The following is a 15449-nucleotide window of genomic DNA, read 5'->3' on the forward strand; positions in this document are numbered from 1 at the left end:
GGCCGCTCAGGCCCCAGCAAAGGCGCGAGCCCGCCAGCCAGAACGTCATGGTCGGGCTTGTCCCGACCATCCACGTCTTCACTTCACGGATCGAACGCGGTGTTCAAGACGTGGATGCTCGCCACAAGGGCGAGCATGGCGAGTGGGAACGGCGCAGCGGCCAATGAACCTCAGGCTCAGGCTGCCAGCCGGCCCGGGACATCGTGCCCGTCAGATGCCGCGGTCGAAGCGGATCTCGCCGGAGCCGGTCTTGATCACGAGGCGCCCCTCGACCAGGTCCCATTGCCGGGCGGTGCGCAGCGCCATCAGATAGCCGCGCTCGAAATCCGAGGCGCCCTTGTCGCAGGCCATCTTGGTCACGGCGATCGGGCCGACGGCGAAGCCCTGCTGCCGCAGCGGGTAGGCCGAGGCCGAGAAAGTATTGCAGCCGCCGAAGCCGGTGCCACGCAGATTGGAATCGACCTTCAGCGTCGCGCGAAAGCCGTTGATGGGTTTCCCGTTCATCTGAATCGCACTCCAGGAGGCGTCGAACGGAAAGTTCTTCTCCTGTTTCTGCGGCGGAGCCTGCTGCGGCTGCTCGCCGCGCGGAGGCATCTGCTGGCGACGCTGGGCGAGCGCGTCGCTCACCAGGACAGGCGACAGGGAGAGAACGAGAGCGGCCAGCAGGCCGAGGCGCGACTGCGTATTCAACTGGTCCAGACCCCGATTGGAAAGAGCGCTCCGGCTCTCGAAGAACCCGACGCTTTCCACTGCACCGATCACGGTGGCGAGCGCAAGCCTCGATCGCACCGCTCTTGGCGCCGCCTGCAGGAAAATCGCCTCGCCGATGCGAATTACCCGGACATTGCGTCGGGAATCCGGCGGCTCAGATGCGCGCCATCAGCCGTTCGAGCAGCGGATTGGAGCGGCGGAAGACGTAGTCGAGCGTCCGCACCGTGATGTCGTCGGCACCGGCCTTGCCCAGTTCCTCGACCAGCGGGAACACCGCCTTGCGCGGGCAATGCAGCGTGACGACGCCGTCCCCACCGGCCGCGCCGAAGGGCAGGCGCGCGCCGAGCCGGTGCGCGATCTCGCCGAGTCGCTGCGGCGAGACGGCGTTCAAAACGGCGCGGACCTCGCGCAGCGAGCGCGCCTCCTCCTCGGCCGCGATGCGCGACAGGATGGCTCCGGCGGCCTGACGGGCCTCGTCGCTCCAGGGTGCGCGCACGGACGCGACGAGATTGGCCTCGGAGGCCAGGATCACGCCGTCGTCGAGCACTTTCAGCGCATTCGCCGCCAGCGTCGCGCCCGTCGTGGTGATGTCGACGATGATCTCGGCCGTGCCGGCGGCCGGAGCGCCCTCGGTCGCTCCCAGACTCTCGACGATGCGGTAATCGGCGAGGCCGTGGCTGGCGAAGAAACGCCGGGTCAGGTTCACATATTTGGTGGCGACGCGCAGCTTGCGGCCGGTGCGGGCGCGCATTGTCGCGGCGACGTCGTCGAGATCGGCCATGGTGCGGACGTCGATCCAGGCCTGCGGCACGGCGACGACGACATTGGCCTGGCCGAAGCCGAGCGGCGCCAGCAGCACCATGCTGGCATCGGCATCCGCCACCTGCTCGCGCACCAGGTCCTCGCCGGTGATACCGAGATGGGCGGCACCGGAGGACAATTGCGCGACGATCTCGGAGGCCGAGAGATAGGCGACCTCGGCGCCGCCGAGCCCGGCGATCTGCCCGCGATATTCGCGCTGCCCGCGCGCCTGCACGAAGGAGAGGCCGGCGCGGCCGAAGAAGGCGGTGGCGTTCTCCTGAAGCCGGCCCTTGGAGGGCACCGCCAGCACCAGCGGCGTGTCGTTGATCGACTTCTGCGTCATCGTCCCGCTCATCGTTTGCTTCTCGCCCGCCGGCTCATGCCTTGCCTCCCGCGAGACGATCGAGCCAGAGCGAGGCGCCGACGGCCGGCACGGAAGCCGGCGCGCCGAGGCGCTGCAGCACGCCGTCATAGCGGCCGCCGCCCGCGATCGGCTTCAGGTCCGGCCGGGCCGGGTCGTGCAGCTCGAAGATGAAGCCGGTGTAGTAGTCGAGATTGCGGGCGAAGCCGGCCGAGAAGGAGATGTTGGCGACATCGACCCCGCGCGCCGCGAGGAAGCCGGTGCGCTCGTCGAAGGCGTCGAGCACGGCCGCGAGGTCGAGCCCCGCCTCGTCGGCGAGCTTGCGCCAGGCGGCGGAGGCGCCGTCCGGATCGCCGCCGATCGCAAGCGCATGCGCGATCACCCCGCTCGCCTCGCCATTGACCGGATTGTCGCGCTCGGCCGCCCGCGCCAGGAAGCGCTCGGCGATGTCGTGCGCCGAGCGGCCGCCGACGGTCGAGATGCCGGCGATCGAGAGCACGTCCTCGACGAAGGCGCGCGCCGCTCTCGGGTCCTGGCCCTCGAGCGCCTTGAGCAGGCCGGCATGGGCATGCTCGACCTCGTTCACCGGCGGCTCGAGCGCGGCGACGGCGTCGGCCCCCTTGCCCTGGGCGACGGCGCGCATCAGCCGGCGGCGGGCCGCCTGCGGCACGCCGAGCCGGTCGAGCAGCGCGGTCAGGAGCGCGACGTCGCCCATCAGCAGGCGCGGCCGGCTCAGGCCGAGCGCGGAGGCCGCCTCGACGGTCAGCGCCATGATCTCGGCGTCGGCGGCGGCGAAATCGCTGCGGCCGAAGGATTCCAGGCCCGCCTGGGCGAATTCGTTGGGCTCGCCGACGCGCATGCGGAAGACCGGGCCGGCATAGGCATAGGAGGCCGGCTCGGTGGCGTGGGCGGCGATGTGCGCGAGCGCGACGGGGATGGTGTATTCGGGACGCAGGCACCATTCGCGCCCGTCATCGTCCTGGGTCAGGAAGATGCGGCGGCGGATATCCTCGCCCGAGAGATCGAGGAAGGGCTCGACCGGCTGCAGGATCGCCGGCTCCGCGCGCCGGTAGCCCTCGCGCTCGAACGGCGCGATCACGGTCTCGAGCTTTGAGCGCATGGCCGGCACTTCACAAACACCCTGTTGCGGCGCCGTCCTAGCAGGGCGGCGCGCGATTTTCGACGGTTTTCAGGGAATTGGGTGAACGGGAATTTGGAGCGCCCCTTCCCTTCTCCCCTTGCGGGAGAAGGGCGCTAGCGATGACGCTCTACGACCCGCCTCACCCCTGCGACCAGCTCCGCCACCGGCACGGAGAACTGAGCCTGCGCCTGCCTTTCCTTGTGCTCGGCGGAATCCTTGACGTCGCGGCTGGCGGCGGCGAGCTCGGCGCCGAGGATCAGGTCCTTGATCACGACGGTGCCGGCCTCGCGCTCCGAAGAACCTTGAATGACAGCACAGACCGCGCCGCGCCGGTCGGCATATTTCATCTGGGCGTTGAAGCCGGAGGAGCCGAGATAGAGATCGGCCCGGCAGAGCGCCCGGCCCTCCTCGTCCTTCGCCTGGCGCAGCTGCGCGACGAAGGCCTGATAGGCCGGCATGAACTCCGGCGACTTGTTGTCCATCGCGGTGACGACGACGAGCGGCAGCTCGTTCTTCTGGTCGACGATCGGCGACTTCACCGCCTTCAGCGCCGAATAGAGCCGGGAGACGCCGATCGAGAAGCCGGTCGCCGGCACGGGTTCAGGCCGGAAGCGGCCGACCAGCCCGTCATAGCGGCCGCCGCCGGCGACCGAGCCGAAGCGGACGACCTGCCCATCCTCATTGGTGACCGGGAAGGTCAGCTCCACCTCGTAGACCGGGCCGGTGTAGTATTCGAGGCCGCGGACGACGGAGGGGTCGATGCGGATGCGGCCCGGTCCGTAATCTGAAGCGCGAAGAAGCTGCGCGATCTGCGCCAGTTCCTCGACACCCTCCAGCCCGCTCGTAGAACCTGCAACGGCGTCGCGCGCAAACGAGAGAGTCATGTCATCTGAGGGCCAGGTCTCCTCGCCCAGCGGATCTCCCGCCGGCGCCGGCTCCCCTCTACGCTTGGACGCCTCAACTAAATCTGGGGTATTCTCGCGAAAACCGACCTGCCCGGTTAGAAGAAGGATGCGACTGGCCTGCTCCTCGCTCAGCCCCGCGCCCTTCGTGAAATCCCCGCTCTCGTCCTTGCGGCCTTCGCCGAGCAGCAAGCGCACGCCTTCCGGGCCGAACTTGTCGAGCTTGTCGATCGCACGCAGCACCGTCAGCCGGCGGCCGGCGTTCTCGTCGCCGCCGAGGCCGATCGCCTCCATCACCCCGTCGAGCACCTTGCGGTTGTTGACCTTCACCACATAGTCGCCGCGCCGGATGCCGAGCTTCTCCATGGTGTCGGCGGCGAGCATGCAGATCTCGGCATCGGCCGCGACGGAGCCCGAGCCGACGATGTCGGCGTCGAACTGCATGAACTGGCGGAAACGCCCCGGCCCCGGCTTCTCGTTGCGGAAGACATAGCCAGCGCGGTAGCTGCGATAGGGCTTGGGCAGCGCGTCGAAATTCTCGGCGACATAGCGGGCGAGCGGCGCGGTCAGATCATAGCGCAGCGAGAGCCATTGCTCGTCATCGTCCTGGAAGGAGAAGACGCCCTCGTTCGGCCGGTCCTGGTCCGGCAGGAACTTGCCGAGCGCGTCGGTGTATTCGACGAAGGGGGTCTCGACCGGATCGAAACCGTAGAGCGAGAAGCTGTCGCGGATCACGGCGAGCATGCGCTCGGTGGCGGCGACATCGGCCGGGCCGCGATCGACGAAACCGCGCGGCTGGCGGGCCTTCAGCTTGGCAGGGGCGGACATGGGGCGTTCGAAGCTCGAAACTTGGACAATCGACAAGGAGTTGACTGGCGGGTTAGCCCGCTGCGGCGCCAGGGGCAAGGCGCAGCACGTCATTCTCGGGCGGAGCGAAGCGCAGACCCGAGAATCTCGTGACGAGGAGGCGCCAGCCAGCACCTCTCCGGCCTGAGATGCTCGGGTCAAGCCCGAGCATGACGGGAAGGTCACTCCGCCGCGACGAGCTCCGGGCTCGCCGCCTCCCCGATCCCCGCCTTCGCCAGCTTCTCCGGCAGGGGGCCGCCGGTCGCCCAGTCGAGCAGTTCGGCGGTGTGCAGGATCGGCGTCGGCGCGCCGCGATCGGCGAAGCCCTTGGCGATCTGGGTGATGCAGCCGATATTGCCGGTGGCGACGAGGTCGGGCTTCGTGCGCTGGATGTTGCCGACCTTGCGCTCGCGCAGCTGCCCGGCGATCTCCGGCTGAAGGATGTTGTAGACGCCGGCCGAGCCGCAGCAGATGTGGCCCTCCGGCACCTCCTTGACGCGGAAGCCGGCGCGCGCCAGCAGCCGCTTCGGCCCGTCCCTGAGCTGCTGGCCGTGCTGCATCGAGCAGGCGGAGTGATAGGCGACGGTGAGGTCGACGCTGCGGACCGGTGCGATCTCCAGCGTCTCGACGAATTCGGTCACGTCCTTCGCCAGCGCCGAGACCCTCGCCGCCTTTTCGGCATAAGCCTCGTCATTGCGGAACATGAAGCCGTAATCCTTGATCGTGGTGCCGCAGCCCGAGGCCGTGATCAGGATGGCGTCCAGCCCATCGCCCTCGATCTCCGCCATCCAGGCGTCGATATTGGCGCGGGCGAAGGCGAGCGCGTCGTGCTCGCGGCCCATGTGGTGGACCAGCGCGCCGCAGCAGCCCTCGCCCTTCGGCAGCACCACCTCGACGCCATGGCGGGTGAGCAGGCGGATCGTCGCCTCGTTGATGCCGGGGTCGAGCACCGGCTGGGCGCAGCCGGAGAGAATGGCGACGCGCCTGCGCCGCTCGCCCTGCGCCGCGAAGGAGGCGGGCCCCTCCATCGCCGAGCGGCCGGGCAGGCTCCAGGGCGCGAGCGCCAGCATCGCCTTCAGCCGCGCGCCGACGACCGGCAGCGCGCCGAACGCCCCGGCGAGCGGCTTGCCGAGGCGCGCCGCCAGCATGGCGAGGCGGAAGCGGCCGGGATAGGGCAGGATCGCCGAGAGGATGGCCCGCAGCGCCCGGTCGGCGGCCGGGCGCTGATAGGTCTCCTCGATATGGGCGCGGGCATGGTCGACGAGGTGCATGTAGTGCACGCCCGAGGGACAGGTCGTCATGCAGGACAGGCAGGAGAGGCAGCGGTCGACATGCTTGACCACGTCCGGCGTCGCCGGCCGGCCGCTCTCGAGCATGTCCTTGATCTGGTAGATGCGCCCGCGCGGGGAATCGAGCTCGTCGCCGAGCAGGAGGTAGGTCGGGCAGGTCGCGGTGCAGAAGCCGCAATGCACGCAGGTGCGCAGGATCTTCTCCGACGCCGGCAGGCGCGGATCGGAGGCGAGGAGCTCGGGCGTGAAGTTGGTCTGCATGGATCAGGCTCCACCCTGCCAGGCTTTGATCCAGTCCATGGGCCAGAGCAGCATGATGACATTGAGGGTGAGGTTGTCGCGGATCAGCCAGCCGACGAGCAGTTCCATCGCCAGCGCGCTCGCCAGCGTGATCCAGACCGGCGCGAACCGGGCAAACAGGAAGCCCAGCGCCATGGCGAGGATGTCACTGACCGAGTTCAGGACGCTGTCGCCGTAATAGTCGAGCGAGATCGTGACCGAGCGATAGTGATTGATCACCGCGTCGGTGTTCTCGGCGACCTCCCAGGCGCTCTCCAGCACGATGGCGAGCAATAAAGCGAGGCCGACGCTGATCGGCAGGCCGGTCACGCGCCGGATCAGCCAAAACAAGCCGTAGAACAGGAAGCCGTGGATGATATGCGAGAACGTGTACCAGTCCGCGATGTGCTGGGAGTTCTCGGAGGACATCACCGTGCCCTGCCAGAGCTTGATGCTTCCACATTTGCAGATCGGCTCACGGTCCATCCAGAGCAGGATCGCCGCAGCGCAGGCGATCAACAGGGCCGCCAGCGCCGCAGCGGTCACGGGGCCGAGGCGGCTTGGGGCCCAGCCTGGACGCTGTATCGATGCCGAGGAAAGCGTTTCAGCGAGCGCCATCACACCCCCGCATACATCCGGCCGGGCTCGAACACGCCCGCCGGATCGAAACTCTTCTTGATGCCGGCCGACACCCGCATCAGCGGCTCGGCCAGCGGCTCGAAGACGGGGACCGACGCGCGCACCGCGTCGGGCGCCCGCACCAGCGTCGCATGGCCGCCGAGCGGCTTCAGCGCCGCGCGGATCGCCGCCGCGCCGGCATCGCCCTCCGCCGGTACGGCGAGCCAGATGAGACCGCCGCCCCAGTCGTAGAACCAGCGCGCCCCCGGGACGGCGCGCGCGATCGCGGCTGTCGCCCTCGGCCCATGGCTCGGGGCGAGCGAGAGCCGCCAGACGGCCTCCTGCGTGCCGGCGAAGACGGCCGCGTCGCGCACCTCGCGCCAGAGCGTCTCGGAGGCACGGCCCTCGACCAGTTCGGGCCGGCCATGGCGTTTCAGCAGGCGGGCGAGCTCGGCGGCGCGATAGCCGACCGAGGCCGTGAAATTCTCCAGCCTGAGCAGGGTGCGCGCCTCGTCCGCGCCGATCCCGCCCGGCAGATGCGCCGCCGCCATCGGCTCGAAGGGCGAGCCGAGCGCGGCCGAGAGCAGCGTCACCGCCGCCTCGTCTGAGAGGCCTTCCCAGATCAGCGTGACGACGCGCTCCGGCCGCGGCAGGACGCGGAAGGTCACCTCCGTGAGGAAGCCGAGCGTGCCGAAGCTGCCGGCGACGAGCTTGACCAGATCGAGGCCGGTGACGTTCTTCATCACCCGCCCGCCGGACTTCACCAATTCGCCGCGGCCGTTGATCAGCCTGACGCCGATCAGGGAGTCGCGGGCAGCGCCGGCATTGATCCGGCGCGGGCCGGAGATGTTGCCGGCCGCGACGGCGCCGATGGTCGGCTCGCCCTCGGTGCCGAGCACGGCGCGATGATCCATCGGCTCGAAGGGCAGCATCTGGCCGCGTTCGGCGAGCGTCTCCTCGATCAGCTTCAGCGGCGTGCCGGCCCTGGCGCCGATCACCATCTCGGCCGGCTCGTAGAGCGTGATGCCGGTGAGCCCGGCGCTCGACAGGGTGCTGACGGCGTTGTCGGGACGGCCGAGGCCGGTGCGGGTGCCGCCGCCGCGAATGGCGAGCGGAACGCGCGCCGCGACGATCGAGGCGACGACGGCACAGGCCTGCGCCTCGGTGCTGGGCGTGTGGAGCATCAAAGCCCTCCGCCGTCTTGCAGGAGCGAGCCGAGGGTCCGAGCCTGGTATCCCGAGCCGATGCCGCTGATCAAAAGGCCTCCGGGGGGGCCGAGCCCGACCGAGATCCGCCATCGGTTCTGGGTTCCGGGCTCTTCGCTACGCGAAGCCCCGGAATGACGGTTCAGGTTCACAGCGCCAGCAGCGGATAGAGATCGGCCCAAAGCGGGTTCTGTTCCTCGATCAGTCTGACCTTCCAGTCCCGACGCCACTTCTTCATATCCTTTTCGCGCTCGATCGCCTCTACAGCCGTCGGATACTCCTCGTACCAAACCAGTCGATCGACGCCATGCTTCCGCGAAAATCCCGGCAAAGCCTTGCTTTTGTGCTCGTAAACGCGGCGAGCAAGATCGCGTGTCACGCCGAGATAGAGCGTCCCATGCTGCCCGCTCGCAAGCAGATAAACGTGGAACGCCAAGGTCATCCTCCGCCGTCTTTCCGGGGCTTCGCGCAGCGAAGAGCCCGGAACCCAGAACCGATGCCATTGAACGGGATGAGCGCCGCAGCGTCGAGCCTCTCCCATGCCTTTCATCGGTTCTGGGCCTCGGGCTCGAGGCTTTCCATCGCCTGGAAACAGCAGGAAGGCTCATCACGCCGCGATCCGGCCTTCCAGGGGGAACACCTTGGCCGGGTTGAGCAGCCAGCGCGGATCGAACACCGCCCTCACCCGCATCTGCTGGTGCAGGTCGGCCTCGTTGAACTGAACGGTCATCAGGTCGCGCTTCTCGATGCCGACGCCGTGCTCGCCGGTCAGGCAACCGCCGACCTCGACGCAGAGCTTGAGGATGTCGTTGCCGGCCTGCTCGGCCTTCTGCGCCTCGTCGGGGTCGTTGCAGTTGTAGAGGATCAGCGGGTGGAGATTGCCGTCGCCGGCATGGAAGACATTGGCGACGCGCAGGCCGTAGCCCTTGACGATCTCATCCATGCGCTCGAGCACGAAGGGCAGCTGGCCGGTCGGGATGGTGCCGTCCATGCAGATATAGTCGGCGATGCGGCCAGTGGCGCCGAAGGCCGATTTGCGCCCCTTCCAGATCGCCGCCGTCTCCATCGCCGACCTGCTCTCCTTCACCGTGCCGACGCCATGCTCGCGGGCGATGGCGACGATGCGGGCGAGCTGGGCGTCCATCTCGGCCTCGGAGCCCTCGACCTCGATGATCAGCAGCGCGCCGCAATCCATCGGATAGCCGGCATGGGCGAAGGCCTCGCAGATCTCGATCGCCGGCTTGTCCATGAACTCCATCGCGACCGGGATGATGCCGGCGCCGATGATGGCGGCGACGGCGGCGCCGGCCTCGACGCTGGTCGGGAAGCCGAACAGGACAGGGCGCGCGCCCTCCGCCTGGCGCAGGATGCGCACCGTCGCCTCGGTGACGATGCCGAGCTGGCCCTCCGAGCCGACGATCAGGCCGAGCAGATCGTAGCCGGGCGCGTCGAGATGGCCGCCGCCGATGTCCACAATACTCCCATCGAGCATGACCAATGTGACGCCGAGCACGTTGTTGGTGGTGACGCCGTATTTCAGGCAGTGGGCGCCGCCGGAGTTCATGCCGATATTGCCGCCGATCGAGCAGGCGAGCTGGGAGGACGGGTCAGGCGCGTAGAAGAAGCCGTCGGCCGAGACGGCGCCGGTGACGGCGAGGTTGGTGACGCCGGCCTGCACCCTGGCGATGCGGTTGGCGTAGTCGATCTCGAGGATGCGGTTCATCTTCGAAACGCCGATCACCACCGCGTCCTCCTGCGGGATCGCCCCGCCGGCGAGCGAGGTTCCGGCGCCGCGCGGCACCACGGGCACGCCCGCTTCGGCGCAATAGCGCAGCACCGCCGCCACTTCCTGGGTGGTCGAAGGCAGCACGACGGCGAGCGGCATGCGGCGATAGGCCGTCAGCGCGTCGGTCTCATAGGGCCGCCGCTCGTCCTCGGAGGTGATCAGCGCATCGGGCGCGACCAGCGCCGAGAGGCCGGCGAGGATGGCGTCACGACGGGCGAGGATGCCGGCATCGGGCGCCGGAAAGGCGATCGCACTCATGGCCAATCCTCCACTGACCTCTTCGCCGGAGCGCCGCCGGGCGGCGACGCTGAAGACGCGCTTACACCGGTATCCACCACGACTCTAGAATACTTCCACGGCCGGCGCAGCGCGAGTAACGTGGATGATTATTTCCAAATCGGAAAAGATGGAGGGCGGATGGACCGGTTCGGCGACCTCGACGTCTTCGCCCATGTCGTCACGGCGAGGAGCATGTCCGCGGCTGCCCGCGAGCTCAACCTCTCGCCGGCGGTGATCTCCAAGCGCATCCGCCGCCTCGAGGACAGGCTCGGCGTGCGCCTGCTCCAGCGCACCACGCGCCAGCTCTCGCTGACCGAGGCCGGCCAGGGCTTCTACGAGCGGGTGGTCTCGATCCTCGGCTCGATCGAGGAGGCGGAGGCCTGGGTCGCAAGCGGCGCCGGCCAGGCGCGCGGGACGCTGCGGGTCTCGGCGCCGACCTCGTTCGGCCGGATGCACGTCGCCCCGCATCTGAAGCCCTTCCTGGACGCCAACCCGGCGGTGAATGTCGAGCTGATCCTGAGCGACGCCTTCGTCGACATCGTCGCGGAAGGGTTCGACCTCGCGATCCGCATCGCCGACCTGCGCGATTCGAGCCTGGTGGCGAAGCGGCTGGCGCCCAACCATCGCGTGCTCTGCGCGACGCCCGGCTATCTCGCCGCGCACGGGACGCCAGCGAGCATCGCCGAATTGTCGCGTCACACCCTCATCGCCCATAATACCGACCAATGGCGCCTCGACGGGCCGGAGGGCCAGGTCGCGGTCCGGATCAACGGGCCCTTGCGGACGAATTCCAGCGAGGTGGTGCGCGAGGCCCTGCTGGCGGGCGTCGGCATCGCCCTGCGCTCGACCTGGGATGTCGGGCCGGAGCTGAAATCCGGCGCCCTGGTCAGGGTGCTGCCGGCCTATTCGGTCGGCAAGCGCGTCGCGGTCTACGCGGTCTATCCCAGCCGCCGGCACATGGAGCAGAAGGTGCGCGCCTTCGTCGACTACCTCGCCGAGCTCTACGGGGCGACGCCGTATTGGGACGAGGGGCTGGCGCTGTAGATCCGAGCTGGCGTCATGCTCGGGCGCAGACCCGCGCATCTCTTCCAGGAAATTCTGAAGTCTGCGCTTCGCTCCGCCCCAGAATGACGCCTGGACATGCAGCCCTTGTGCCTCGCGCGATTGCCTCGGCCCCTCCAATCGCCGATCTTGCCGCTCCCCAGGGAGGACAGGCATGACGTTCGGCTTCATCGAGGGTTTTCGCGTCGAGGTGCTCGACCCGCGCTTCCATCGGATCATTCCCGGCTCGGCCCGGATGGAGAGGCTCTGGACCGGGGCGCGCTGGGCTGAAGGTCCGGCCTGGTTCCCGGCGCATCAGACGCTGGTCTGGTCCGACATCCCGAACGACCGGATACTGCGCTATGACGCGCTCACCGGGCATGTCGGCGTCTTCCGCCAGCCGGCGCGCAACTCCAACGGCAACACCGTCGACCGCCAGGGCCGGCTCGTCACCTGCGAGCATGGCGGCCGGCAGGTGACGCGCACGGAGCATGACGGCTCCGTCACCGTGCTGGCGAGCCATTACCAGGGCAAGCGGCTGAACTCCCCCAACGACGTGGTGGTGAAGTCCGACGGCTCGATCTGGTTCACCGATCCCGATTACGGCATCCTCACCGATTATGAAGGGGACATGGCCGAGAGCGAGATCGGCCGCTGCAATGTCTACCGCATCGATCCGCAGAGCGGCGCGGTGACCATCGTCGCCGACGATTTCGTCAAGCCGAACGGACTCGCCTTCTCGCCCGACGAGAGCGCGCTCTACATCGCCGACACCGGTGCGAGCCATGATCCGGAGAACGGGCCGCGCCACATCCGCAAGTTCGCCGTCACCGGGGACGGCGCGAAGCTCGGCGCCTCCTCCGTCTTCGCCACCTGCACGAACGGACTGTTCGACGGCTTCCGCTTCGACGTCACCGGGCGGCTCTGGAGCAGCGCCGCCGACGGCATCCATGTCTACGCCCCGGACGGCACGCTGATCGGCAAGGTGCTGGTGCCGGAGGTGGTCGCCAATCTCTGCTTCGGCGGGCGCAAGCGCAACCGGCTGTTCATCTGCGGCACGACCTCGCTCTACGCGCTGATGACCCATACCAACGGCGCGGTCTGATCGTCAGCTCGCATCCTCGCGCTTTTCCGGCTTCACCCAGCCGACGAGGACAGGCATCAGCAGCCCGAGCAGCATGAAGCGCGTCAGATGGTGCGCGCCGACATAGAGCGGGTCGAGCCCCATGGCGAAGGCGAGCATCGCCATCGCCTCGAGCCCGCCGGGCGCGAAGGCCGCCATGGCGCTGGCATAGGGCACGCCGGCGAGCCAGGCCGCCGGCCAGGCGAAGGCGAAGGCGACCGCCATCGAGACGATGAAGCCGCCGATGGCGAGCGGGAACAGCGCCGCGATCTCGTTGCGCTTCAGGTTCGAGACGCGCCCGCCCATGGCCGCGCCGAGCATGACCATCACCGCGATCGCGATCTCGGGCGGCATCGTGCCGTGAACCAAGCCGGCGCCGTGCAGAACGGCACTCGCCAGGGTCGCCCCGAGGATGAAGGGCGCGGTGACGCCGACGCGCTCGAAGACGAGCCCGGTGGCGAGGCCGCTGCCGAGCAGCAGCGCCATGTCGCCGAGGCTCGCGACCACGGCCGGAGGCGGCAGGGCGAGCGGGCCGTCGCCGCTCAGCTTCATGATGCTGGGCAGGACCGCGACCAGGACGAGAATGCGAAAGAGCTGGATCGCGGCGATGCGCCCGATATTGGCGCCCTTGTCCTGCGCCACCGAGATCACCGCCGAGAGCGCGCCGGGCGCGGCCGCGAGCAGCGAGTCGATCCAGCTCCAGCGCGCGACGAAGCGCAGATAGGCGCCCGTCGCCAGCATGATCGCGACGAGACCGACCACCAGCACCAGCAGCGAGCCGGGATAGCGCGCCGTCGCGGCGAGCGCCTCCGGCGTTGCAGCCGAGCCGATCAGCACGCCGGACATCACCATGGTCGAATCGAACCAGGGGCGGCGCAGATCCGGCAGCGGCCGGGTGACGCCGAGGATGGAGACCAGCAGCATCGAGCCGGAGAGCCAGGCGGCCGGCACGTCGAGCAGGGCGAAGAGCGCGCCGCCCGCCGCCGCGCAGGCGATCACCGCCGCTTCGCGCGAGAGGGTGCGCAGATGATAGGGGACGTGGCTCGGTATCGGCATGACGCTCGCGATGCGCCATGCGAGCGCAACGCCGCATCAATGGCCGTCGCGGGGGCTCAGGTCAAACGCCCGGAGCGCAGGCGGGCCATGACCACCCGCCATGCCCCGCCCGCGGGCTCAATCGGCCAGCGCCCTCTGCAGACGCGCCACTGCTTCGACGAGGTCGGAGGCCTTGCGGGCGAAGCAGAATCTGAGACCGGTCTCGCCGCCGGGGCCGAAGGCGGTGCCCGGCGCCAGGCCGACATTGGCCTTGTCGACCAGATCGAGCGCCAGCCTGCGGGAATCCGTCCAGCCGTCGACGCTGAAGAACTGGTAGAAGGCGCCGTCCGGCGCCTGCAGCGCGACGCGGTTGGTCGCCTTCAGCCCCTCGGCGACGATGCGGCGCCCTTCCGTTGCGCGCGCGATCTGCTCCGCGACGAAGGGCTCGCCCTCCTCCAGCGCCGCCACGGCGGCACGCTGGACGAAAACCGGGGAGCCGGAGGTCGAGTACTGGATCAGGTTCTCGACGATCTGGCCGAAAGCAGGCGGCGCCTCGATCCAGCCGACGCGCCAGCCGGTCATCGCCCAGTTCTTCGAGAAGGTCTGGACGAAGAGCACGCGGTCTTCCTGCTCCATCACGTCGTGGAACGAGGCGGCGCGAGCCGAACCGTCATAGACGAAGCGGGCATAGATCTCGTCGGCGATGATCCAGATTCCGTGCCTGCGGGCGATCGCGAGGATGGCGGCGAGTTCGTCGCGCGTCGCGGTCCAGCCGGTCGGATTGGCCGGCGAATTGATGACGAAGGCGCGCGTGCGCGGCGAGATCGCCGCTTCCAGCCGCTCGAGGTCGAGCGTGAAGCGCCCGTCCCGGAACTCCATGGGCACGCAGACGGGATTGGCGCCGGCGACGCCCATGGCGGCGGCGAAGTTCGGCCAGGCCGGGGTCGGGACGATCAGCTCGTCGCCGACGCCCGCGATCAGGCGCACCGCGATCTGGACCGACTGCATGCCCGAGCCGGTGACGTAGAAGCGATCCGCCGCGAAGGGGCGGCCGTAGAGCGCGGTGTGATAGCGCGCCAGCGCCTCGCGCAGCTCGGGGATGCCGCGCTGCCAGGTGTAGAAGGTCTCGCCGTCGGCGAGCGACTTGTTCGCGGCGCGGACGATGAACTCAGGCGTCGGCAGATCGCCCTCGCCGACCCAGAGCGGGATCAGCCCCGGCTTGAGCCGGCCGTGATTGACGACCTCGACGATGCCGCTCTCCGGCGCGTTGCGCGCCTCGGGGCGCAGATCGGCGATCAGGCTGGTGCCGGCCGGTGCGTGCATGTTCATGGGCGATCCTTCGCGGGAAACATGCACGCCAATCTAGCCGATCTTGCGCCGCCGCGGCATGAAATGACGAAATCGACCCGATCGGTCGCGGTGATGGATCGCGGGCTGGCCGCTCCGCCATTTCGAGGAGCGCGGCGACGACGCCGCCGACATGACGCAGGCTCTGCGACACCGGCCAGCCTCGCCGCCGGCGACGACGCGGCGCAGCTCAGGATTTCTGCTTCAGCAGGTCACGGATTTCGGTGAGCAGGGCGATGTCCTGCGGCGGGGCCACCGGCTCGACCGGCTTGGCCGCTTCCTTGCGGCGAAGCGTATTGATGCCCTTGACGACGAGGAAGAGTACGAAGGCGATGATCAGGAAGTTGACGGCGATGGTGATGAAATTGCCGTAGGCCAGGACCGCACCCTGCTTCTTCGCATCGGCGAGGACCGGGGAGGTGACGGTGCTGTTGAGACCGAAGAAGTAGTTGGAGAAGTCGACGCTGCCGATCGCGCCGATCAGCGGCATGATGATGTCGCCGACCAGCGACTCGACGATCCGTCCGAAAGCCGCGCCGATGATCACGCCGATGGCGAGATCGACGACGTTGCCCTTCAGTGCGAATTCCCTGAATTCCTTGAGCATGGCGCGTCCTTCCGAATGCGTGGCCAGCCTGCGGCATCGCGCCGCGCAATGCCGCCGCCGGCGCAGGCTAGATCATCC

Annotated in this window: 14 protein-coding genes; 2 read left to right on the forward strand and 12 right to left on the reverse strand. The window is 68.8% G+C overall.

What is annotated here, in order from left to right:
* Nucleotides 1-210: 210 nt before the first annotated feature.
* From CS1GBM4_RS06545 to CS1GBM4_RS06585, 9 genes are all read right to left on the reverse strand, one after another.
* Nucleotides 211-690 (reverse strand): META domain-containing protein, encoded by a 480-nt coding sequence (locus CS1GBM4_RS06545; RefSeq protein WP_244607091.1) that lies wholly within the window; start codon nt 688-690, stop codon nt 211-213.
* Between the two features lie 175 nt (nt 691-865).
* Nucleotides 866-1840 carry an ATP phosphoribosyltransferase gene (gene hisG / locus CS1GBM4_RS06550; protein ID WP_186418046.1) on the reverse strand — a complete coding sequence of 325 codons (975 nt, stop codon included), beginning with the start codon at nt 1838-1840 and terminating at the stop codon, nt 866-868.
* A 49-nt stretch (nt 1841-1889) separates the two neighbouring features.
* The gene (locus CS1GBM4_RS06555) at nt 1890-2993 is read right to left on the reverse strand and encodes an ATP phosphoribosyltransferase regulatory subunit (RefSeq protein WP_186417899.1); all 1104 of its coding nucleotides are present in this window, start codon (nt 2991-2993) and stop codon (nt 1890-1892) included.
* A gap of 134 nt (nt 2994-3127) precedes the next feature.
* Nucleotides 3128-4744: a histidine--tRNA ligase gene (gene hisS, locus CS1GBM4_RS06560; RefSeq protein WP_186417900.1), complete on the reverse strand. Its 1617-nt coding sequence runs from the start codon at nt 4742-4744 to the stop codon at nt 3128-3130.
* A gap of 200 nt (nt 4745-4944) precedes the next feature.
* The gene (gene glcF, locus CS1GBM4_RS06565) at nt 4945-6312 is read right to left on the reverse strand and encodes a glycolate oxidase subunit GlcF (RefSeq protein WP_186417901.1); all 1368 of its coding nucleotides are present in this window, start codon (nt 6310-6312) and stop codon (nt 4945-4947) included.
* 3 nt (nt 6313-6315) lie between these two features.
* On the reverse strand, nt 6316-6948 hold the full coding sequence (locus tag CS1GBM4_RS06570; protein WP_186418047.1) for a DUF2585 domain-containing protein: 633 nt from the start codon (nt 6946-6948) through the stop codon (nt 6316-6318).
* Nucleotides 6948-8135, reverse strand: coding sequence for an FAD-binding protein (locus tag CS1GBM4_RS06575; RefSeq protein ID WP_186417902.1), 1188 nt, complete (start codon nt 8133-8135; stop codon nt 6948-6950). Before CS1GBM4_RS06575 ends, CS1GBM4_RS06570 begins: the two co-directional genes overlap by 1 nt.
* A 166-nt stretch (nt 8136-8301) precedes the next feature.
* Nucleotides 8302-8589, reverse strand: coding sequence for a GIY-YIG nuclease family protein (locus tag CS1GBM4_RS06580; protein ID WP_186418048.1), 288 nt, complete (start codon nt 8587-8589; stop codon nt 8302-8304).
* 171 nt (nt 8590-8760) lie between these two features.
* Complete coding sequence (locus CS1GBM4_RS06585) at nt 8761-10197, reverse strand: FAD-linked oxidase C-terminal domain-containing protein (protein ID WP_186417903.1); 1437 nt, start codon at nt 10195-10197, stop codon at nt 8761-8763.
* 159 nt (nt 10198-10356) lie between these two features.
* On the opposite strand from CS1GBM4_RS06585, the gene CS1GBM4_RS06590 reads away from it, so the two are divergent.
* Both CS1GBM4_RS06590 and CS1GBM4_RS06595 read left to right on the forward strand, forming a co-directional pair.
* Complete coding sequence (locus CS1GBM4_RS06590) at nt 10357-11262, forward strand: LysR family transcriptional regulator (RefSeq protein WP_186417904.1); 906 nt, start codon at nt 10357-10359, stop codon at nt 11260-11262.
* Between the two features lie 172 nt (nt 11263-11434).
* Nucleotides 11435-12364, forward strand: a complete 930-nt coding sequence (locus CS1GBM4_RS06595; protein ID WP_186417905.1) for an SMP-30/gluconolactonase/LRE family protein — start codon at nt 11435-11437, stop codon at nt 12362-12364.
* Nucleotides 12365-12367: 3 nt separating this feature from the next.
* Here the strand turns inward: CS1GBM4_RS06595 and CS1GBM4_RS06600 are convergent, their stop codons facing one another.
* From CS1GBM4_RS06600 to mscL, 3 genes are all read right to left on the reverse strand, one after another.
* The gene (locus CS1GBM4_RS06600) at nt 12368-13438 is read right to left on the reverse strand and encodes an AbrB family transcriptional regulator (protein ID WP_186417906.1); all 1071 of its coding nucleotides are present in this window, start codon (nt 13436-13438) and stop codon (nt 12368-12370) included.
* A gap of 117 nt (nt 13439-13555) precedes the next feature.
* Nucleotides 13556-14746 (reverse strand): pyridoxal phosphate-dependent aminotransferase, encoded by a 1191-nt coding sequence (locus CS1GBM4_RS06605; RefSeq protein WP_186417907.1) that lies wholly within the window; start codon nt 14744-14746, stop codon nt 13556-13558.
* 208 nt (nt 14747-14954) lie between these two features.
* Nucleotides 14955-15371 (reverse strand): large conductance mechanosensitive channel protein MscL, encoded by a 417-nt coding sequence (mscL, locus tag CS1GBM4_RS06610; RefSeq protein ID WP_186417908.1) that lies wholly within the window; start codon nt 15369-15371, stop codon nt 14955-14957.
* Nucleotides 15372-15449: the final 78 nt, after the last annotated feature.

It is taken from the genome of Allobosea sp. CS1GBMeth4 (assembly GCF_900185715.1).
Taxonomy (GTDB): domain Bacteria; phylum Pseudomonadota; class Alphaproteobacteria; order Rhizobiales; family Beijerinckiaceae; genus Allobosea.

Excerpts from the sequence above, each read along its gene's own strand:
- CS1GBM4_RS06555 (WP_186417899.1), bottom strand. The coding sequence starts at position 2,993 with ATGCGCTCAAAGCTCGAGACCGTGATCGCGCCGTTCGAGCGCGAGGGC.
- hisS (WP_186417900.1), bottom strand. The coding sequence starts at position 4,744 with ATGTCCGCCCCTGCCAAGCTGAAGGCCCGCCAGCCGCGCGGTTTCGTC.
- glcF (WP_186417901.1), bottom strand. The coding sequence starts at position 6,312 with ATGCAGACCAACTTCACGCCCGAGCTCCTCGCCTCCGATCCGCGCCTG.
- CS1GBM4_RS06570 (WP_186418047.1), bottom strand. The coding sequence starts at position 6,948 with ATGGCGCTCGCTGAAACGCTTTCCTCGGCATCGATACAGCGTCCAGGC.
- CS1GBM4_RS06585 (WP_186417903.1), bottom strand. The coding sequence starts at position 10,197 with ATGAGTGCGATCGCCTTTCCGGCGCCCGATGCCGGCATCCTCGCCCGT.
- CS1GBM4_RS06590 (WP_186417904.1), top strand. The coding sequence starts at position 10,357 with ATGGACCGGTTCGGCGACCTCGACGTCTTCGCCCATGTCGTCACGGCG.
- CS1GBM4_RS06595 (WP_186417905.1), top strand. The coding sequence starts at position 11,435 with ATGACGTTCGGCTTCATCGAGGGTTTTCGCGTCGAGGTGCTCGACCCG.
- CS1GBM4_RS06600 (WP_186417906.1), bottom strand. The coding sequence starts at position 13,438 with ATGCCGATACCGAGCCACGTCCCCTATCATCTGCGCACCCTCTCGCGC.
- CS1GBM4_RS06605 (WP_186417907.1), bottom strand. The coding sequence starts at position 14,746 with ATGAACATGCACGCACCGGCCGGCACCAGCCTGATCGCCGATCTGCGC.
- mscL (WP_186417908.1), bottom strand. The coding sequence starts at position 15,371 with ATGCTCAAGGAATTCAGGGAATTCGCACTGAAGGGCAACGTCGTCGAT.